Here is a 19,102-nt window from a genome sequence, read left to right on the forward strand (position 1 = left end):
TGTGGATCGTCGACGAGGTGTCTGCTGCAAGTCAACGGATGCGTCTGCATCGGTTTGGGGTGCTCTCCCAACGTTTTCGGAGTCACGCCGTCGGGTCGCGGTATGGTCGGACCGCGTCAGCGATCCGCCACTTTCCGTGATGGCCGACGAGATAAAGGCCGACGCGTTATCCGCGGTCGTCTCATGTCGCTCCCGGAGCGGACGGTGGTAAATCTTGTCCGAGCGGCTCCATCGGGTCGCGTGCCGCCGGTCGCCGTCAGGCAGTGATCGGCCCAACTGCAGTCGTTCGCCCTTGTCCTTACACGGCCATTCAGAGGACCGTTCCGGTCAAGATAACGGACCTTCGCGTGGGACACGGTCGAGCGCCCGGGCAGACGCGAACTTGCGAACCAGCCCGGAGGTCCTGCGCCTCAGCCTCCGCGGGAAGACCTGACACGCAGGTTTGGACCCGGATCCACGGGCAACCAACAATCTCACAGCCCAGTTCGCGTGCCGTCAGGAAGCGGACTAAATCATACGTTAGCGGCACCGCACAACGACTTGAATAAACCACTTCTGGTTGCAGCCGGCCGCCGCGCTGATTGTCGACAAGCGCGGAACGAATATTTTTCCTACCATTGCATGGGGCAGCCGCCTTCAGGAGACAAGCGGTGGGGAGCATTGCAGAGTGGTTAGCATCACTCGGCTTGTCCGAGTATGTTCAGATCTTTGCCGAGAATGGTATCGATCGCTCGGTCCTTCGCGATCTCACGGACCAGGATCTCAAGGATCTGGGTGTCTTGCTTGGGCATCGCCGCAAAATGCTGCGCGCGATAGCCGAACTTGGCGACAGCGCCGTTGCAATATCTCCTGTCGCGGCCGCGCCTGTGCCACGTGATGACGCGGACCGACGCCAGCTCACCGTCATGTTTTGCGATCTGGTCGATTCGACTGCCCTGTCGACGCGACTCGATCCGGAAGACATGCGGAAGATCATCGGCGCCTATTACCGGGGTTGCGGAGATATCGTTACCACGGCCGGTGGTTTCATCGCAAAGTACCTGGGCGACGGTGTCCTGGCCTATTTTGGTTATCCCCGGGCGCATGAGGACGACGCGGAACGGGCGGTACGCGCGGGGCTGACGCTTGTGCGATCCATCGGCAAACTCGATTCCGGGACGGACGAAGGTTTGCGAGTGCGGATCGGGATCGCTACCGGTGTAGTGGTAGTCGGTGATCTCATCGGCGAAGGCGCAGCCCTGGAGCGTGGCGTTGTCGGTGAGACGCCGAATCTCGCTGCCCGGCTGCAGACATTAGCCGAGCCCGGAACAGTGGTGATTTCTACGAGCACGCAGCGGCTTACGGGCGGGCTGTTTGACTACCGCGACATGGGCCTGGCCACTGTGAAGGGTATTGGCGAAGCAGTGCGGGTTTGGCAAGTGCTCGGCCCCAGCAGGGTCGAAAGCCGGTTCGAGGCGCTGCATGGGACCACGCTGACGCCAATCGTCGGGCGCGACGAGGAAATCGAGCTGTTGCTCCGCCGATGGCAGCGAGTGAAGAACGGCGAGGGGCAGGTTGTGCTGCTTTCGGGCGAGCCGGGTATCGGGAAATCGCGACTGACGGCCGCCCTTAAAGAGCGGCTCCAGTTTGAGCCGCACGCCCGCTTGCGGTATTTCTGCTCGCGCCGCCATCAAGACAGCGCCTTCTACCCGTTCATCGCCCAGCTCGAGCGTACGGCTGGTTTGCGGCGCGACGATACTGCTGTACAACGTCTCGACAAACTCGAGGCGGTGCTCGCGTTGGCCATCGACAATCCGGGCGCAGCTGCTCCGCTGGTGGCGGCGTTGTTATCGATCTCGACAGAAGGTCGATACCCAACCCTTAACCTCACGCCGCAGAAGCACAAGGAGAAGACGCTTAGCACAATCATTGCGCAGATCGAGGGTCTGGCCATGCGTCAGCCGCTGCTGATATTGTTTGAAGACGCGCATTGGGCCGACCCCAGCTCACTCGAAGCGCTGGACCAGCTTGTCGATCGTATTGCAACCCTGCCTGTCCTGCTGATCGTCACCTTCCGGCCTGATTTCATCTCTCCGTGGATCGGCCGCTCAGAGGTGGTGCTCCTTACGCTCAATCGTCTGCACCCTCGGCAACGAGCGGAGATGATCGAGCGGATAACCTTTGGCAAGGCACTACCGAAAGAGGTTACAGACCGGATCATCGAGCATACGGATGGAATACCGCTATTTGTCGAGGAACTGACCAAGTCAGTGTTGGAGAGCGGCCTGCTACGGGAACAGAACGGGCGCTACGTCCTCGATGGTCCACTGCCACCACTGGCGATCCCGATGACGCTGCACGCTTCGCTGATGGCGCGGCTCGATCGCCTGGCCCCGGTGCGGGATGTAGCGCAGATCGCCGCTGCAATCGGCCGGCGATTTTCTTATGAACTGATCAGCGCGGTCGCGTCGATGCCCAAGGAGCGCCTGGACGACGCATTGGAGCATCTCGTCAGTGCCGAGCTGGTTTTCCGGCGCGGGGCACCACCGGACGCTGAATACACCTTCAAGCACGCCCTGGTGCAAGACGCCGCGTACAGCTCCCTGCTGCGGGACAGGCGACGTCAACTCCATGCCCGCATCGCAACGGAGCTCGAGAATCATTTTTCTGACGTCGCGGACCAACAACCGGAAATCCTGGCCGAACACTGCGCCCAAGCCGGATTGACGGAAAAGGCGGCCCGGCTATGGCGGCGTGCCGGTAACAATACTGCAAAACGCGCCGCTCATCGCGAGGCGTCGGTCTTGTTGGAGAAAGCCCTGACTGCCTATGCAGTCCTGCCGTCCTCGGCCAACACACTCGGTGAAGTCATCGACATCCGGTGGGATCTTAACCACTCGCTTTATTCTCTCGGAGAATTGACACGGAACCGAGCGAATCTGGAGAACGCGAAACATCTTGCCGAAGGACTTGGCGACGAGGTACGCCTATCGCGCGTTCTATCAAGGTTGGCTTTCACGCTCGGTTCGTTAGGTGATTCGGTCGGCGCCGTCGAGGCAGGGGAACGCGCCCTGGCGTTGACGGAACGGCGAAGCGACCCCGATGCGAAGGCTTGGGCTACGATGATGCTGGCAAGGTCACGGTATGGCTGCGGAGACTATGAACGCGCGATGGTACATGCTCGGCAGGCGCTAGATCTCCTCCATGAAGCCCCTGGCCACGGCCTCGGCCCCGATGAGGCTTACGTAAAATACACGCGCGTCAACGCTCGTATCTGGTTGGTGCTGTGTCTTGCCGAACTCGGCCGATTCGACGAGGCTGCCGTCCTTGGACACGAGGCGACCGACATTGCCCGAGGGATAAATGAGCCAGAGCAACTGATCTTTGCTGGCCACGGTGTCGGACGGATGCACCTTATTCAAGGCAAACTCGACGTTGCTGTCCAGGCACTTGAGCCAGCACTGGCCATGTGCAAGAGCGCTGAGTTTCCATACTACGTTCCTCGGATAGCCTCCTGTCTGGGGGCGGCGTATGCTTCACTGGGCCGGACCGATGAGGCACTGGTTCTTCTGGAAGAGGCAGTTCGCCAAGCGGCGGCGAGTAGTTTAACGTTCGGACACTCGCTAGTGCTCTCAATTTTCGGTCGAGTATGCCAGCTCGCTGGTCGACAAGATGTAGCCCTCACTCATGCACATGACGCCATTGATCTTGCTCGAGCCTCCGGCGAACGAGGCAACGAAGCTTGGGCCTGGTGCCTGATGGGGGATCTTGTCTCGGATGTCGACGCTACCGCACCCCGGGTCGAGGAAGCTCATAACCACTATCGCATGGCGTTGACGATCGCCCAAGACCTTGGAATGCGTCCGTTGCAAGCACAGTGCCTGAATGGACTTTCCCGGCTGCAAAAGGATGGTCGGAAATGAAGCATTGACCGAGCAACGTGCAGCAGACGCCAACTCGCCTTCTGGCATAAAACCCCATGGCCTGGTAGAACCTCGTTTCACCCCGCACCGTTCGCCGCGAACCGTTCGCGCGCTAGTCTGCATCAAATCTCAATTACCACCATCGCATTACTTACCTAGCGACTGGTTTGCCTTTTCGGCTGCCGCGTTCAGTGCCGCGGCGGGTTGAGCCTTTCCCAGGTAGACGGATTGCATCGCATCCGACACGGCCTTCCCGGTGTCTTCCCAGCCAGTGACAGTCGGTGCGAAGCGCGCGTTCGGCAACAACGCGATGAACGCCTTGGTGTCTGGGCCATTGAGCGCCGGATCGCTGGCTTCAGCCTTCGTCGTGGGCAGGAAGCCTTCTGTCTTCGAGAATTCGACGCGCGGGCCCCTTGTGAAGAGGAAGTCGAGAAACTTCCAGGCGCTCTTCTTGACCCTGGAGTTCTTGAACATCATGATTGAATCGGTCACCGCATAGGTGGCCTGCGTCGTTCCGGTCGGAATGGGATCGATACCGTACTTCAGATTCGGCGCCTCTTTCGCGATCTGCTTCGACAGTAAGGGCAAAGAGATAACCATTGCCACACGCCCCTGCTTGAACAGGTTCTGTACGCCTTCACGGTTATACCCGGTGACCGCCGGTTCGGTCAGACCTTCGTCTATCATTGTTTTGTACAGCGTTGCGGCCTCCACGCCAGCCTGCGAATTGAAAGCAGCCCTGCCGTCCTTGCCGATCACGTCTCCGCCGTAACTCCAGAGTCCATAATAGAAATAGACGTCTGTCTCGATCTCTTTGCCTTGAAGACCAAAGCCGGCGATTCCGATCGCTTTCAGCTTCTTTGACGCATCGATTACGTCGTTCCACGTCTTCGGACCATTAGGATAACCAGCTTTCGCAAGCAAGTCCTTGTTGTAGTACAGCGCGCGTGTTGAAGCAGCGATCGGCAAGCCATACACCTTCCCTTTAATTTCACCCGGCGCCAGCATCTGGCCAATGAAGCGGTCCTTGAAGCTCACGTCCATGTAGCCATCAAGGGGCTCGGCGACGTCGTCCTTAACGAAGTCCAGCAACCAGCGGGTACCGACAATCGCCAGGTCCGAGTTCGCACCACCCATGATGTCCGTCTGGAGCTTCTGTTGCAGCGTGTCCCAGTTTACTTCTTCGACCTTGATTGTCGTACCAGGGTTAGCTTTCTCGAACTCCTGCGCCATCTTGTTGAAGTATGGGCCAGTCGCGTCACTGTAGTGCGAGACGGTGATCCGGACCGTGTCGGCGTTTGCCGCTACTGCAATACCTGCAAACGCAAGCCCTACGGCAACTTTGCTCAGCGTGAAAGACACAAGTACTTGCTTGCGCCGGAGAATCAGCCTGCTCATGGGTCGCTCCCGCTTGTGCGCCCTTGCCCGATAGGCAGGGAGCGCTCCCTCTAGAATAGGCCGGGCCAGCACGCGGCCTCGGCCATTTTCCCGCGTGGGAACAAGACGGCAGGGAACGCTGGGAGACGGCAACACGCCGGAAGCCGCGCCTCCTGCCGGGGTCGTCTATGTCGCTGACTGGTACTAGCGGCATTGCGTTTTATGGGACAAAGGTGCGGCGTGTTGCGCAGTCCGTTATCCTGGGCAACGAAGTGGAGCGACCCGACTGGCCCTTATACCCGGTAAGCCGCCGCTTTGGTAGCGCGGGGTCGGACGACCGCAAGGGGGTCGTCAAGCGCCTCTCGCGTCGTCACAAAGCAGCCGCAAGTCGCTCCGTCATTCGCTGCGGGCGGCCGTTGACGATGCCGCTGTTGCGAAAACCGCGTTCTTATCGCAACAGCGGAGCTGACCGCACGCAATGACTGCCTTGGGAGGCGACGCAGCACCCCACGTTGTCAAACGCAACAGGGCGTACGACAGAGCCTCGGTTGCGGAAAAGCAACAGATAGAGATGCGCATTTAATCTTCAGCTCGAATGGTCAGTTCTCGTCGTCAATGGCTGACTGAAATCGAGTTCATCGACCGGCCGTTCGCCGGGCACTACCAGGTCGACAAGTATTGGTATGAATGTGAACGCGATGGCCAAACCGTCCGCGAGCCGGTCACGCTGCAGCGCGTGCGGGCTTTGATCACCGAGCCGGCACCTGATTAGGAGGTCCGGCGCGGTGAACTGGCCATTCGCGGCGTGGCCTGGTCCGGTGCGGCTCAGATTGCGCGCGTGGAGATAAGCATGGGCGAAGGAAGCTGGCAGGAGGCTCATCTCGTGTCTCCTCGATATTTTCTCATCGACCCACGCATGGGTATTTTCGTTCAGTCTCGCAGTTGCCGGCCACGATACGCAGATGCCGGTCACAAGCGGCCCTGACGAACTTCACGGCGATCACTGGTTCGACGCATCAGGTGTTTGGCCTTCCTGCGGCTCTTCGTCAAGGTCGCTTCGGAACCCGGCTTTCTTGTGCGAGCCATCGCAGAATGGCTTGTTGTGCGAGTGGCCGCATCGACATAGCCAGACCTCATCCTTAGTCACCTCGATTTCTTTCCCGCCTTGGGTGGTAATCTTGAAGTCGCCTTTGATGTGGTACGGGCCGTCGTTCCGGGGGGTGATGATAGCAGTCGCCATTTGCGTCTCCGATGAGTGTGAATCGCGCGGTCCCCCACAGTCGGGACACTCGATGCAGCAACCTGAATACAAGTCCAATTTCAGTCTACATCTGATACCGCGCGAAGGTGCGACATGCCCCGGCTCGGCCTGGTTTCTGGCGGACGACCTCGCCCAGAAGCGCTTGGTGCATCTCGCGCCGCACTGTCCGCCGGTATCCAGGGGCGAAGAGGTATCGACAGATGCCACGTCGCGGCCCGACCGTCCGGGACGCCTATGTTGGACGCGCGCCCGTGAATGCCCGGGCTTACAGCAAGTCAACGACCCGTCGACCTAAGGAGGTACGCGAGATCACCGCCATCGTCCTCTATGACCTACCGCCGGACATCGGCCTCGAGGAGTGCCGCGCCCACTTCACGAAGATCGCCCCGGATTTCCTCCTTCCGGGTCGATCTCGACCGTTCGGTCTGGGGCTGGACGAACTGGTCCGGCACTGTGGAGGGCTAATGCGAAAAAGCGCACAGACCGAAGGTCAGTGCAAAGTGGGGATGACCCGGGTACCGCGGTTAGGCAGTTGAATCCGCTGGCCGGACCGGACAAGTCCGGTGATCGCGGTGGCGCCTGCCGGTGTGGATTTCTAGTAAAACCAGATATGGAGACATGGCAGGAGTTGGCCCTCCGGGGGCGGAGTGCTACGGGGGGGCGCCTCGCATCAAGCCGGACTCAGGAGGACATCGATGACGATCGACTACCGCTGCATGCTGTGCGCGCTGATGCTGGTGACGCCCTGCACGCATGCCGAGGACGACCTGCAGAACCGCGGTCATGACCCGTTCTTCCAGGTCTCCTCTGCGATTCCCAACTGCCCGGAGCCCGCCGGCCCGCGCGTGAATGAAGCCGAGTGGAAGCGCGAATCGCATCACCGCATCGAGCACGGCAACCACTGTTGGCTGGAAGGGCGCTGCCGCCTGCCGAACGCCTTCGCTTACGACGAGGAGATTGCCGACAGCACGCACCGCCGGCTGCAATGGCTGTCGGCCAACCTGCCGGGGTGGCGCCAGAGTACCTTGTGGGTGACGGTGTGGCAGCGTTGGATGCTGGTCCAGGGCTGCGTGGCACCGAACTTTCCGGTGGCGGAGTTCATGGCCGCGCTACGCGAGGTTCCCGATGTCGAGCGCGTCATCGATGAAACTACTGCGCATCCGGAGCGGGGGGTGCCTTATGCGCAGTTCCGCAAGGGCCGGTCAGCGCAAGGCAGCATGAAAGCGGGCGCGGTCGACAGCCCGGTGCCGTAGACCGGATAACGCATGTCCATGCCGGTTCAGCCTCGGGGAACAACAAGGGTTTCGAGACGCGAAATCATTGTGTCACCTGCGAAAGCCGGTCGCGCAGGCTGGCAGGGACGCAGAGCAGCAAGGTCTCAGTCCGGCCATTACCCGTCTCTCGATAGCCCGAATTGACCACCCCGAAGCGGTCGTTCGTGGACGGTATTCCTCCATCTTCAGCGCAGGATTTCAGCTGCCTTTAAAAGGTGCGGGCGTAGGATCGTTTGCTAGAGGTCCAGACTGGACAGGTAGCCGCTTCGCATCCTTCGCTGGCTATAGGGCGAGACCGGACTGCTCGGCAAAGATCTCTGCCAGGAAGTCGATGAAGACCTTGACCTTGCTGGCCAGGAACCGGCTGCCGGACCTGACCGCGCTAATTGACAGCGGGGCGGGTTCGAAGTCCGTCAACACCGGCTGCACGGCACCGGAGGCGATTTCCGAATCAAATAGCCAGCCCGGTGTGTGGGCCAAGCCCAGACCGGCCAGGACAGCGGCGCGGATTTGCTCGGCATCGTTGGTACGGAAAGCGCCCTTGGGCTGATAGGTGATCGCGCCGAACCTGCCGGCGAATCCCCAGACGCGCGGCGCGCCTTGTGGGGCATAGATCACACAGGAGTGTCGCTCGAGTTCCGCCGGCGTCGCGGGCTCGCCGTGTGCCGCCAGATAAGCGGGGGTGGCGACGGTGATGACCGGGGTCTGTGCGATCCTCCTGGCAATGAGGCTGGAATCCGACAGCTCGCCATTGTGGATGGCGACATCAATACCCTCCTCGACCAGGTTGATGAGGCGGTCAGCGACCACCAGGTCGACTGTCACCTCCGGATAGCGGGCGAAGAATTCGTGCAATCGGGGCACAACATAGAGCCGGCCGAAAACCAGCGCCACGGTGGCGCGCACCAAGCCAGAGGGTGCGATCCGGCCGCGCCCAACGCGGGACTCGGCGGCTTCGATATCGCCCACAAGGCGCACGGCGGATTCGTAGAAGTCGCGCCCAGCCTCGGTGAGCGTCAGGCTGCGCGAGGTTCGTTGCAACAGTTGAGCACCAAGGTGCGCCTCGAGCGCAGCGACCTGCTTGCTTACCGCTGGCTGGCCGACGCCGAGTGTGCGGGCAACCGCAGAAAAGCTGCCGGAGTCGACCACTCGAACCAACAGGCCGATCGCGTCCAGACGATCCATAGGCGTCTCCTAATTCATTCTAAACTGGAATCGATTGTATTCCAGATGACTCAGTTCCATACCGCAATGGGAATTGATAGATTGAATGGCATCGAGCTCGTCACAGGGACGGGCCCACTGTGAGAAGGAAAATGCAATGAAAGACATCACCAACGAACTGCCGCTGGTCGTCAAGGACCACATCCGGGCTCACAATGCGCCTGACCCCGAGTTGTTGATGGCAACTCTGGCGCCCGACGCCCTGCTCAACGATAACCGGCGCGAATTCCTCGGCCACGAGGCCATTCGTAAATGGGCCGACAAGGAGATTTTCGGAGACAAGGTCACGCTAGACCCGCAGGTTGCCTATGAGCAGTACGGCAGCATCATCGTCCGATGCAAGGTCGACGGCACCTTCGACAAGAGCAAGCTGCCCGATCCCGTCGTGCTGACTTACTACTTCAACATTCAGGACGGGCTGATCACCCAGTTGGTCATCATGCTGAACACGGCCGTCGCCGAACCTGCGATCTGATCGGATCGCCTGGAGCGCTGCGCGCAAAGCAGGATTGCCTGCGAGCGATGAGGTCATTTCAGCCGGTGGCGACCGGTTCCCACGACAGAGCCGGACCAAGAGAGGACATGACAACATGAGCATCAACATCATTGCCGAGCTCAAAACCAAGGATGGTCGTTCCGAGGATTTGATCGCGCTCTTGCGCAAATTGCTGCCGTCGAGCCTGCAGCACGGCGGCGCCGAAGAGATTTCGATCCGCCAGGATCAGGACGATCCTAACTACATTATCTCGGTGCAACGCTGGGAGTCGCGCGATGCCTACCTTGCCTATTTCGCCTGGCGCACCGGGGAGGGCGTGGCCGCGCAAATCGGTGAGCTTTTGAAGGAACCCCAAAGAATTCGCTTCTTCAACGAGGTGCTCTACGGCGTTCCCTCGGCCGGGGACGCGGCGACCATCTAGGGTCATTGGAATGGAGTCGAATGTCCCTGCCACGCCTTTGTCGCGATGGACTTCAAATGCCACTGCTACTCACGATCGGCGGCGACGTCGTACCAACACATAGAGGCGGTACACCTCGAGATTTCGTTCACTCCCCGGAAGCGGCCATTCGCCACCGGCTGGTTTGGGGTCGACAAGGAGCATTCGATTTTCTCGACAGCGGCCATTCGCGGCCGACGAATTTGACCGATCTCGAATGACCGCAACACGCCCTGAGCCAGTCCGTCAAGTGGTTTCAGAGGAAAGCGCGGCGCTTCCTGGTAGCGTCGCGTGTTCGAGAAGTGGCGAGCCATGTGTTCTCAACGCGTTCAGATAAGCGCTCTCATCGTAGGGTTTTCGCGTCTGCCAGCAACGGTAGAGGATGCGTATCAATTTGAACGCCAGCGCCCGCACCGCGGCCTGGTATGAACTTCCCTTTGCGCGCTGCTGCCGATAGTAGAGTCCGGCCCAGAACGATTGGTTGATCGTCTGGCCGGCCCATTCGACGAAGGTCTGGCGCAGGAATTTCGGACACTGCCAGCGCCAATGCACCCAGCTTTTCTTGCCACTGCGCTCGGTGACCGGTGCGATGCCGGTGTACTGCTGCACCTCAGTCGCGCTGTGGAAACGCTCCCGTTGCTCGCCGAAAGCCGCGAGCACGCGCGGTGCCAGATGAGGGCCCGCGCCTGGCAGCGAGTCAAACAGCGCGAAGTCGGGTAGCGTGCGCGCGAGCGCGGCGATCTCTTCATCGAACATGTCAATCGCGGCGAGTGTCGCGCGCAGCTGTGCCTGGGGCAGCTGAAGGCCATGTCGGCCATCGAACAGTGCCGCACTGCGGCGCTGGGCGGGCATGTGTTGCGCTGTTCCGGCTGCGACCACATTGAGGTCGCGTACAACTCCTGCCGCAACCGGCGCTGCATGGCGAGCTGCTGACGCAGATCTTGCAGGTCAAGTGAAGTTGACCCAGAAAAGCGGACATCTATCCTTTGGAGAAGGAGGTGCCGATTATGGGCAAGCATCGTACCCCGTACCCGGCGGAATTTCGGGCGCAAATGGTCGAACTGGTGAAGGCTGGACGCAGGCCGGAGGAACTGGAAAAGGAGTTCGAGCCGACTGCACAGACCATCTACAACTGGGTGACGCAGGCTGATCGCGACACAGGCGGCATACCGGTCAATGGCTCGTCGGCACCTACATGGCACGGGCTCATCGGGCCGGGATCCCGACGTCTAACTTGCAAACATAAACGGCCGGAAAGCCACAGCGGAAGTGGCCTGTTCTCCGGGCAAAAAGTTAGACAGAAGCACGCAAGCCGTTGAATTCATTGCGAAGTCTGGGTAGTCTGACTTCAGGCCCGCGGGAAATGAGTACGCGCAAGACGCTATCGGGCGTGGCGATGGCGGTATTGTTCATGGGATGCCGCGCTGCGATCGCTAGTTCGTGTGCTCCGGCGTTGTCCGACGTCGATGTCAAAGACGGTTTCAAGGTGGAGGCCGATTGTGGTTTCCCCGTCCGGACCCTCGACCGCATGACCACCGGGCTGAGCCGCGCGGCGAAAGCCGCCGGGCTCTCCAATGTCCAGATGGTCTCGCTCGCGCGGGCGGCCAACGTGATACTGAGTGCCGTATATGGGCAATCGAGCCGCATTGACCGCAAGACTGATACCCCGGTCACCAACATCGAACCGCTAATCGAGCACTTGGCCGAGCAACTTAGGGCGCAGCCCGACGTAGACCTGGTAGCTGAAGCCCAGCAATGGGCTGCACGTTACGAGGATTTGCTGCGTCGAAGGTCGATCGCAAGGAGTTCCGATCCTCTTGAAGTACAAGTGAACGAAGCGCTCGGACGCGTCGATCTGGAGGGTGCGTCAAAACGCCTTGGCACGCTGCTTGCCGAAAAGCAGGAGACCCAGCAGGTGTTCGCAGCACGTTGTTATGAGGCTGCCGAAATCGAATTGCTGCGCTTTTCGCCGCTGAATGCATTGCCGTTCCTGGAAAAGGCCTACGCATTGCAACCGGAAAACGCCGACATTGCGACGGCGTTTGCCGACACTTTGCGAGAGCAACGCGAGTTCGAACGTGCGGCACCGATTTACCACACGCTGCTGTCGCGTTATCAGGTGCTCGCGCAGGAGAAGCCCGCCGCCTACCAACCCCGGATAGCGCGTACGCAGGAGAAGCTTGGCAACCTCTATGTTGGGCTGCAACGGCCAAAGGAGGCGGAGGTCGCCTATCTGCGGGCGCTGGAGATCTATTGGGCACTGGCGCGACAGGACCCTGCGGCCTACGGGCCCGCTGTGGCAGAAACTTTTGACAACCTCGGCGTCTTATATCGCGATACACAGCGCCTGCAGGAGGCCGCGGATGCCTACCGCGAAGCGCTGAGCATCGATCGTGCATTGGCTTATCGCGACCCCAAGACCTACAAGCCCGAGATTGCGACAACGCTCAACGACCTCGCCATCCTGTACGACGCCGCACAACGAACGAGCGATGCTGAGAAGGCGTATCGCGAGTCGCTGAACATCCAGCGCGCGCTCGTGCGCGGTAACCCCGCGGCCTATCGCCCGGCACTCGCGCGTACGCTCAACAATCTCGGGAACCTCTATAGCGCGATGCAGCGACACGAGGAAGCAGAGCACGCATACAAGGAGGCGCTGACGATCCGGCAGCAGCTTGGCCGGGAGAGTCCAGCACTCTATCGGCCCGACGTGGCACGCACGCTCACCAACCTTGGCGCGCTCTATCGCGCCACGCAACGGCCGGCTGCGGCAAAGCAGGCGTATCAGGATGCGTTGCAAATCTATCGTGCGCTCGCGCGAGACAACCCTACAGCCTACCAGCCGGACGAAGCGCGGACGCTGAACAATCTAGGTGTGCTTTTCAGTCACACCGGGCGCCCACGCGAGGCGGAAGACGCCTACCGGAACGCGTTGGACCTTTACCGGACTCTGTCGCGAGATGATCCCATGGCCTATCGTCAGGATGAAGCACGGACACTCGGCAACCTGGGCGCACTCTTCAGCCAGTTCCGACGACCGCGTGAGGCCGAGCAGGCGAGGCGTGAAGCCGCCCGTCTTCTCGACGCAACGCAAGCGCCGTAGATCGCACGGCCAACTGTTTTTGCGCTACGCGATCATGCAGTCGGTCAGCTCGGCTATCGTCCCGGCAGGAAGCCGTTGCAGCAGGTGCGCCAAACGCAAGTGAGTTTCTTCGAACTGCTTCGCTGTGCTCTCAGTGCACGAAGCCAAAGAACGCGATCGCACCCTCGGCGGGTGTCAGCCCCGCCTTGAAGTAGCCTTCCAGCCGCTCGACGATTGCATCGTCAACCGTGAACGGCGGCCGGACGAGTCCCGCCTTGAACGCATGGTCGTACCAGTCGCTAATCCATGTGCGCAGGTCGATCATGTGTTGCGACAGTGCATCCGAAGCGTCGTCATGCATATGCGCCTCCTGGGCTCGCATATCGGTCATGCGGCTTGGCGGCCACGCCCCATCTCCGGACGGCGCCGGTTCGGCGGAAAAACGCGCCACATGCCGTCAGCGTGGCGAAACAAGAAGACAGAGAACGACCCTGTAGGGCGCTCGATCTGAATGCAGACACGCCTCGTGCCGCCTGTGCGCGAGCGGTCGAGCAGTCGCACGCGTGCCGCAGGGTCGCGTGTCGAGCCCACCAGTTTCTCGATCTGAGTGCGCAGTGATGAATTGGCCGCCACCGTATGTTCTCCTGATGCCCGATGAATCCATGCTAGCGGCACGCGTACAGGCGTCCAATCGGCAGTGGCGGAATGTTGACTCAGGAAGTGCCGATTTGCGCCGTCAGGATTTCCTTAGGGAGAGGCGGTGCGAGGCAGGGTGTTGCCGGCGTTTTCAGGGATCCGGTTCGCCGTTTTTCGTGCGAATCGCGTTCAGGATTTCCTGACACCGGAATCAGGAAGTCACACGTTGGTTTTCCAGCCTGTGCTGACTGCCACACTAAACTGGTCGGTAGATGATGGGCTATTGAAATGGATTTAAGCCGACACATAATGATTGCCTATCTGTCCGAGCGTGAGAACATCGTGGAGCAGGTCAACTCGATCTGTCTGCGTCTGTTTGATGCGTGGTGCGAATTGCGCAGTGTGACGCCGCTTGCGTATCTGATGCATTGCTGGCCAATGATCGACAGCACGCCCCAGGCGGTGAGACGGATTGGCGAAACGATGCGCGACTTACGGCGCTATCACGCGGACCAGCTTGACGACAACGATTTCCAGGTGCTTTGCGAAATGGCCGATCTGCTTGACGAGCTGAGCGAGCAGCCGGCACGCACAGTCAGATTGATCGACATTGGCGAGATGCCCGAGACACGTGGATAGATGCGTAGCAGCAATGCAGGCAGATGAAATAGGCGAACCGGGCGCGCAAAAGACAACTTGAAAGCAGATAGGGCGCCGGGCAGCAAAGCGGACGCGCGCCGACTTTCATCGGACCTTTGATGCCCCGGCGCGGGCGCGGTAGACCGGGCTTTGGCATCGAGTGCAGAATATGGCGATGAGAACGGCGGCGCTCGCGGGGAGATATGGCTCTGGACAGGTTGGATGCAGGGTGGAGCGGGCTGCGTGAGGTGCGGCGTAGCGTGGTGCTGCGACTGCTCGCGACAGTGCTGGCCTTCAGCTGCGCGATTACCCTGATTCTGACGGCGCTCCAGCTGTATCGCGACTACCAGCACGGCATCGAGCAGATCCAGAACCGTCTCGTCGATATCGACCGCAGCTACCGCGACAGCCTGGGTGAAGCGCTATGGCGCCTCGATCAGCCGCAATTGAAGCTGGAGCTGGAAGGGATGCTGCGTCTCGCGGATATCAGCGCCGCCGAAGTCCGCGAATTTCCGGCGGTCGGCTCGTCGATGGTCGTGACCGCGGGCGTGCGCATGCCTAGCATGACGGTGGCGCGCGAATTTCCGATCCTGTACCGCGTGAAGGAGAAGGTCGAGCGGATCGGCACGCTCTATGTCGAGGCGACGCTCTCCAATCTCTATCACGACCTGACGCGCACCGCGCTCGTGATACTCGTGAGCCAGGCTGCGAATACGTTTCTCGTTGCGCTTTTCACGTTCTATATTCTTTCCCGGCTCGTTACGCGGCATCTCGCGGCAATCGCATGCAGTGTCAGTGACTACGACTTTCATGAGCCGCCACGGCCGTTCGTGCTGCAACGCTCGCCGTCGAAGGAACCTGACGAACTCGACCGGGTGGTATCGGCGCTCAACGCAATGGGCATGCGGCTGCATCGCGCGTATCTCGACGAACGTGAAGCCGCTGTCGAGCGGGAAGCGCGGCGCGCGGCGGAAGCGGCCAATCGCGCGAAGGGCGAGTTCCTCGCCAATCTGAGCCACGAACTGCGCACGCCGCTCAATGGGATTCTCGGCTACGCGCAGATCTTGCGCCGCGACGGCACCTTGACCATCCGTCAGCGCGACGGCGTCGGCGTGATCCAGCAAAGCGGCGAACATCTGTTGACCTTGATCGATGAGACGCTGGATTTCGCGAAAGTCGAAGCGGGCAAGCTGCGCATCGAGATTGGCGACGTGCCGCTCGCGGGACTCGTGGATACGATCCGGGAGATCATCGGTGTGAAGGCGGAGCAGCGGCAGCTGAACTTCGCCTGCACGGTTGCCGCCGGCACGCCGTCCGGTGTGCGTGCCGACGAACGCCGCTTGCGCCAGGTGTTGCTCAATCTGCTATCGAACGCCGTCAAGTTCACCGACCGCGGCAGCGTGCGCCTTTCTATCGGACGCAGCGAAAACGGCGCGGTCCGCTTTGAAGTGCGCGATACGGGCATCGGCATTCGTGCAGAGCATCAAGAGACAATCTTTATGCCGTTCGAGCAGGCAAGCGGCTCGGAGCGCCGCTCGGGAGGCACAGGGCTGGGCCTTGCGATCAGCAGGCAGTTCGTGCGCGCGATGGGCGCTGAGATACACGTCGAGAGCGAGGCCGGTCAGGGTAGCGTCTTCTGGTTCGAGTTGCCGTCCGCAGTCGTCGAGCAGGATGCAGGCAAATCCGCGGGGCCTGCGTCGATTGTCACCGGCTACGAGGGGCCGCGCCGCAAGGTGCTCATGATCGACGACGTGCAGGTCAATCGGGCGGTCGTCGTCGAATTGCTGACGCGCATCGGTTTCGCCGCCGCCGAGTCCGCGAACGGCAGCGACGGCATCGCGACGGCGCTGGCTGAACATCCCGATCTGATCCTGACAGATATCGTGATGCCCGGTATCGACGGTCTCGAAGTGACGCGGCGTCTGCGCGCCGTGCCGGAGTTCGCGGACGTGCCGATCATTGCGATATCGGCGACGCCGTTCGGCGTGGACGGCGCGATGAGTCTCGATGCCGGTGCCAACGCGTTCATCACGAAGCCGGTCGACTTCGATGTATTGCTCGCGCACATGACGACATTGCTCGGGCTGACGTGGATTTACGCTGCGGCGCAGCCGGAAGCACCGCTCGACGCGCCCGAGACGTTCCCCAGCGGGATGCCCGCCGACGCGATGAGTGAACTGCGTCAGCTTGCGCGCGACGGCAACATGCGGGGCATCGTGCAATGGGCGGAGCGAATCGCGGCGAGTGATCCGCCGCATGCGGCGTTTGCGGCGCGATTGCGTCAACTGGCACGGGCCTACCAGTCGAAGGCGATCTTGCATCTGGTGGAGCGGTATTTCGAAGGGAACACGACATCATGAGCGAGCTCGCTGCTACCGTCGCGCAGACGGGCACGATCCTGATCGTCGACGATACGCCCGCCAATCTGGGGGTAGTGGTCGACAGTCTCGAAGCACGCGGCATACGCGTGCTGGTTGCGCTCGACGGAGTCGAGGCGCTCGAACGCGCGTCGTTCTCGCAACCCGACCTGATCCTGCTTGACGTGAAGATGCCCGGCATCGACGGATTCGAGACGTGTCGCCGGTTGAAACGGGAGGAACGCACACGCGACATCGCTGTCATTTTCATGACCTCGCTGACGGGAGACGAGGACAGGGTCGAAGGGTTTTCGGCGGGCGGCGTCGACTACGTCACCAAGCCGTTGCGCGTCGACGAAATGCTGGCGCGGGTCGGCGTACATCTCGAGTTGCGGGCGATGCACAAGCGGCTCGTCGCGCAAAACCGGCATCTGCTCGCCGAAGTAGCCGTACGCAAGGAGACGGAAGCCGCGCTGTCGCAGGCGCGCGACGATCTCGAACGGCGGGTTGTGTTGCGCACGGAAGAACTGGCGCGCGCCAATGCGAAACTGCAGGGCCAGATCGACGAGCGCAGGCGCGCGGACGCGCGTTTGCAGGCGAGCGAGGCGCGCTGTCGCGCGATCGTCGAGACGAGCCCTGTGCCGCTATGCATCACATCCATGCCGGACGGGCACATCCTTTATACGAACGAACCGTTGCGCGCACTCTTCGGCATGGGGGAAGGCATGACAGCCAACATCGCGGATTTTTATGTCGACCCCTTGGAGCGCGAAAATCTGGTCGATCATCTGCGAACGGAAGGTAGCCTGAGAAATGCGGAGGTTCAATTCAGGCGTCCTGACGGAACCCAGTTCTGGGCAATTGCAACCGCGCGCGTCGCGACCTACGACGAGTCCCCGGCGGTCTATGTCGGTCTGAACGACATCACAGGACGCAAGCGGATGGAACAGGAACTGGTCGAATCACGCGAGCAGCAGCGGGAGCTTTCCGCGTACATGGAGGCGATTCGTGAAGACGAAAGAAAACGCATCGCGATGGAGATTCACGACGAACTGGGTCAGTTGCTGACGGCACTCAAGATGGACGTTTCATTGCTCAGAATGCGCCTCGCGCACGATCAAGAAGCGATGAAGAAAGCCGACGACATGCGCGAACTGGTCGAAGGCACGATCTGGATGGTGCGCAACGTCGCGAACCATCTGCGTCCCGCTGCGCTGAACTTCGGAATCGTGTCGGCGCTGGAGTGGCTGGTCCAGGATTTCAACCGGCGCAACCGCATTGGGTGCGAATTGCGCATTGCCGGCGGCGAACCCATGCTGTCCGACGCGCATGCGACAGCCGTTTTTCGCATCGTGCAGGCGTCGCTGACGAACGTGGCCCGGCACTCCGACGCAACGCGCGTAGACGTCATGCTGGCCTCGACGGCTGCAAAGCTCGAACTGCATGTGCGCGACAATGGCCGCGGTTTCAACCAGCAGGCGGCGCGCCGCGATTATTCGTACGGGCTGCTCGGCATGAACGAGCGGGCGCGACTGATCGGCGGCTCACTGTCGATCGACAGCACGCCCGGCAGAGGCACCACGGTTTCGATTCATATTCCACTCGATCGCGGCACTCGAACATGATCCGGATACTCATTGCCGACGATCACGCGATTGTCCGCGGCGGACTCAAGCAGATCATCGCGACAACCAGCGATATCGTCGTCGCGGCGGAAGCGGCGCAAGGCTCGGAAGTCGTCGACAAACTACGCACCTGCGCCGTCGATCTGCTGTTGCTCGACATGACCATGCCCGGTATCAGCGGAGTCGATCTGATCCGGCGAGTGCGCGCCGAGCAGCCGGCGTTGCCCGTTCTGGTGCTGAGCATCCACGATGAGGCGCAGGTGGCCTCGCGCGCGCTGCGCGCCGGCGCGACGGGCTATCTGACGAAGGACAGTGACCCGGACGTGCTGCTAGCGGCGATTCGCAAGCTCGCGGACGGCGGGCGCTTCATCGACCCGAAGCTCGTCGATGCAATGGTGTTCGAAACGCATCGCGGCGACGTGCCGCCGCATGAAGTGTTGTCCGACCGCGAGTTTCAGGTGCTGCAGATGCTGGCTGCGGGAAAGAGCATCAACGAGATCGCTGACACCTGTGCGCTCAGCGCAAAAACGATCAGCACGCACAAGATGCGGCTAATGCAGAAGCTGGGCCTCTCGAACAACGCCGAGGTTATCCGTTATGCGATCCGGCATGGACTGATCGCAGAGTAGCAAGCGGACATGCCGATGATGCAATGCATCAGTTGTCGTTCAGGAAAGTCTTAGGCTTCGTGGACGACACGTGAAATGAAAGCGTGAAGTAAGTGATAAGTTAGCTTTCCGTCAGCGGGTTTGTCCGACTGTTGTCCCGGTACGGCCGGTGCCACGATCTC

General features: G+C 61.0%; 17 protein-coding genes and 2 pseudogenes. 12 read left to right on the plus strand and 7 right to left on the minus strand.

Annotation, left to right across the window (positions count from 1 at the left end; genetic code table 11):
• Window positions 1-650 precede the first annotated feature (650 nt).
• On the plus strand, window positions 651-3,902 hold the full coding sequence (locus FVF58_RS20535) for an AAA family ATPase (protein ID WP_149671698.1): 3,252 nt from the start codon (window positions 651-653) through the stop codon (window positions 3,900-3,902).
• A 147-nt stretch (window positions 3,903-4,049) separates the two neighbouring features.
• Here the strand turns inward: FVF58_RS20535 and FVF58_RS20540 are convergent, their stop codons facing one another.
• Both FVF58_RS20540 and FVF58_RS20545 read right to left on the minus strand, forming a co-directional pair.
• A complete protein-coding gene (locus tag FVF58_RS20540) occupies window positions 4,050-5,300 on the minus strand; it encodes an ABC transporter substrate-binding protein (RefSeq protein ID WP_149671699.1) in 1,251 nt (416 codons plus the stop codon).
• A 565-nt stretch (window positions 5,301-5,865) separates the two neighbouring features.
• Window positions 5,866-6,159 carry a hypothetical protein gene (locus FVF58_RS20545; protein WP_149671700.1) on the minus strand — a complete coding sequence of 98 codons (294 nt, stop codon included), beginning with the start codon at window positions 6,157-6,159 and terminating at the stop codon, window positions 5,866-5,868.
• Between FVF58_RS20545 and FVF58_RS54790 the strand changes: the two genes are divergently transcribed.
• Window positions 6,085-6,264 (plus strand): hypothetical protein, encoded by a 180-nt coding sequence (locus FVF58_RS54790; RefSeq protein WP_425468957.1) that lies wholly within the window; start codon window positions 6,085-6,087, stop codon window positions 6,262-6,264. The genes FVF58_RS20545 and FVF58_RS54790 overlap by 75 nt on opposite strands.
• Window positions 6,265-6,279: 15 nt before the next feature.
• Here the strand turns inward: FVF58_RS54790 and FVF58_RS20555 are convergent, their stop codons facing one another.
• Window positions 6,280-6,519, minus strand: a complete 240-nt coding sequence (locus FVF58_RS20555; protein WP_149671701.1) for a CDGSH iron-sulfur domain-containing protein — start codon at window positions 6,517-6,519, stop codon at window positions 6,280-6,282.
• Between the two features lie 716 nt (window positions 6,520-7,235).
• Between FVF58_RS20555 and FVF58_RS20565 the strand changes: the two genes are divergently transcribed.
• Window positions 7,236-7,793, plus strand: coding sequence for a BON domain-containing protein (locus tag FVF58_RS20565; RefSeq protein WP_149671703.1), 558 nt, complete (start codon window positions 7,236-7,238; stop codon window positions 7,791-7,793).
• 303 nt (window positions 7,794-8,096) lie between these two features.
• Here the strand turns inward: FVF58_RS20565 and FVF58_RS20570 are convergent, their stop codons facing one another.
• Entirely contained in the window at window positions 8,097-8,999 is a 903-nt protein-coding gene (locus FVF58_RS20570) for a LysR family transcriptional regulator (protein ID WP_149671704.1), read from the minus strand.
• A gap of 136 nt (window positions 9,000-9,135) precedes the next feature.
• On the opposite strand from FVF58_RS20570, the gene FVF58_RS20575 reads away from it, so the two are divergent.
• Window positions 9,136-9,513 carry a nuclear transport factor 2-like protein gene (locus FVF58_RS20575; protein WP_149671705.1) on the plus strand — a complete coding sequence of 126 codons (378 nt, stop codon included), beginning with the start codon at window positions 9,136-9,138 and terminating at the stop codon, window positions 9,511-9,513.
• A gap of 115 nt (window positions 9,514-9,628) precedes the next feature.
• Entirely contained in the window at window positions 9,629-9,955 is a 327-nt protein-coding gene (locus FVF58_RS20580) for a putative quinol monooxygenase (RefSeq protein WP_149671706.1), read from the plus strand.
• Window positions 9,956-10,219: 264 nt separating this feature from the next.
• On the opposite strand, the pseudogene FVF58_RS20585 reads toward FVF58_RS20580, so the two are convergent.
• Window positions 10,220-10,738, minus strand: a pseudogene (locus FVF58_RS20585) (transposase); the annotation flags it as partial.
• On the opposite strand from FVF58_RS20585, the pseudogene FVF58_RS20590 reads away from it, so the two are divergent.
• From FVF58_RS20590 to FVF58_RS20600, 3 genes and pseudogenes are all read left to right on the plus strand, one after another.
• Window positions 10,721-10,891 (plus strand): annotated as a pseudogene (locus FVF58_RS20590) (transposase zinc-binding domain-containing protein); the annotation flags it as partial. The pseudogenes FVF58_RS20585 and FVF58_RS20590 sit on opposite strands and share 18 nt — an antisense overlap.
• Window positions 10,892-10,980: 89 nt before the next feature.
• Complete coding sequence (locus FVF58_RS54795) at window positions 10,981-11,292, plus strand: transposase (RefSeq protein WP_425468958.1); 312 nt, start codon at window positions 10,981-10,983, stop codon at window positions 11,290-11,292.
• A 134-nt stretch (window positions 11,293-11,426) separates the two neighbouring features.
• Window positions 11,427-13,076: a tetratricopeptide repeat protein gene (locus FVF58_RS20600; protein ID WP_246217134.1), complete on the plus strand. Its 1,650-nt coding sequence runs from the start codon at window positions 11,427-11,429 to the stop codon at window positions 13,074-13,076.
• A gap of 130 nt (window positions 13,077-13,206) precedes the next feature.
• On the opposite strand, the gene FVF58_RS20605 is transcribed toward FVF58_RS20600, so the two are convergent.
• Window positions 13,207-13,416: a hypothetical protein gene (locus FVF58_RS20605; protein WP_149671708.1), complete on the minus strand. Its 210-nt coding sequence runs from the start codon at window positions 13,414-13,416 to the stop codon at window positions 13,207-13,209.
• A 26-nt stretch (window positions 13,417-13,442) separates the two neighbouring features.
• On the minus strand, window positions 13,443-13,688 hold the full coding sequence (locus FVF58_RS52845; protein WP_149671709.1) for a hypothetical protein: 246 nt from the start codon (window positions 13,686-13,688) through the stop codon (window positions 13,443-13,445).
• Between the two features lie 312 nt (window positions 13,689-14,000).
• Between FVF58_RS52845 and FVF58_RS20615 the strand changes: the two genes are divergently transcribed.
• The 4 genes from FVF58_RS20615 (at window position 14,001) to FVF58_RS20630 (ending at window position 18,941) form a co-directional block, all read left to right on the plus strand.
• Window positions 14,001-14,330 (plus strand): hypothetical protein, encoded by a 330-nt coding sequence (locus FVF58_RS20615; RefSeq protein WP_149671710.1) that lies wholly within the window; start codon window positions 14,001-14,003, stop codon window positions 14,328-14,330.
• 203 nt (window positions 14,331-14,533) lie between these two features.
• Window positions 14,534-16,690, plus strand: coding sequence for an ATP-binding protein (locus FVF58_RS20620; protein ID WP_149671711.1), 2,157 nt, complete (start codon window positions 14,534-14,536; stop codon window positions 16,688-16,690).
• The gene (locus tag FVF58_RS20625; protein ID WP_149671712.1) at window positions 16,687-18,312 is read left to right on the plus strand and encodes a response regulator; all 1,626 of its coding nucleotides are present in this window, start codon (window positions 16,687-16,689) and stop codon (window positions 18,310-18,312) included. Before FVF58_RS20620 ends, FVF58_RS20625 begins: the two co-directional genes overlap by 4 nt.
• Entirely contained in the window at window positions 18,309-18,941 is a 633-nt protein-coding gene (locus FVF58_RS20630; RefSeq protein WP_149671713.1) for a response regulator, read from the plus strand. The genes FVF58_RS20625 and FVF58_RS20630 overlap by 4 nt, the downstream gene beginning before the upstream one ends.
• The last annotated feature ends 161 nt before the right edge of the window (window positions 18,942-19,102 follow it).

Source organism: Paraburkholderia panacisoli (assembly GCF_008369935.1).
Taxonomy (GTDB): domain Bacteria; phylum Pseudomonadota; class Gammaproteobacteria; order Burkholderiales; family Burkholderiaceae; genus Paraburkholderia; species Paraburkholderia panacisoli.

Coding starts and splice junctions, on each gene's coding strand:
- FVF58_RS20540 (WP_149671699.1), bottom strand. CDS start 5,300: ATGAGCAGGCTGATTCTCCGGCGCAAGCAAGTACTTGTGTCTTTCACG.
- FVF58_RS20545 (WP_149671700.1), bottom strand. CDS start 6,159: ATGAGCCTCCTGCCAGCTTCCTTCGCCCATGCTTATCTCCACGCGCGC.
- FVF58_RS20555 (WP_149671701.1), bottom strand. CDS start 6,519: ATGGCGACTGCTATCATCACCCCCCGGAACGACGGCCCGTACCACATC.
- FVF58_RS20565 (WP_149671703.1), top strand. CDS start 7,236: ATGACGATCGACTACCGCTGCATGCTGTGCGCGCTGATGCTGGTGACG.
- FVF58_RS20570 (WP_149671704.1), bottom strand. CDS start 8,999: ATGGATCGTCTGGACGCGATCGGCCTGTTGGTTCGAGTGGTCGACTCC.
- FVF58_RS20575 (WP_149671705.1), top strand. CDS start 9,136: ATGAAAGACATCACCAACGAACTGCCGCTGGTCGTCAAGGACCACATC.
- FVF58_RS20580 (WP_149671706.1), top strand. CDS start 9,629: ATGAGCATCAACATCATTGCCGAGCTCAAAACCAAGGATGGTCGTTCC.
- FVF58_RS54795 (WP_425468958.1), top strand. CDS start 10,981: ATGGGCAAGCATCGTACCCCGTACCCGGCGGAATTTCGGGCGCAAATG.
- FVF58_RS20605 (WP_149671708.1), bottom strand. CDS start 13,416: ATGCATGACGACGCTTCGGATGCACTGTCGCAACACATGATCGACCTG.
- FVF58_RS20615 (WP_149671710.1), top strand. CDS start 14,001: ATGATTGCCTATCTGTCCGAGCGTGAGAACATCGTGGAGCAGGTCAAC.
- FVF58_RS20620 (WP_149671711.1), top strand. CDS start 14,534: ATGGCTCTGGACAGGTTGGATGCAGGGTGGAGCGGGCTGCGTGAGGTG.
- FVF58_RS20625 (WP_149671712.1), top strand. CDS start 16,687: ATGAGCGAGCTCGCTGCTACCGTCGCGCAGACGGGCACGATCCTGATC.
- FVF58_RS20630 (WP_149671713.1), top strand. CDS start 18,309: ATGATCCGGATACTCATTGCCGACGATCACGCGATTGTCCGCGGCGGA.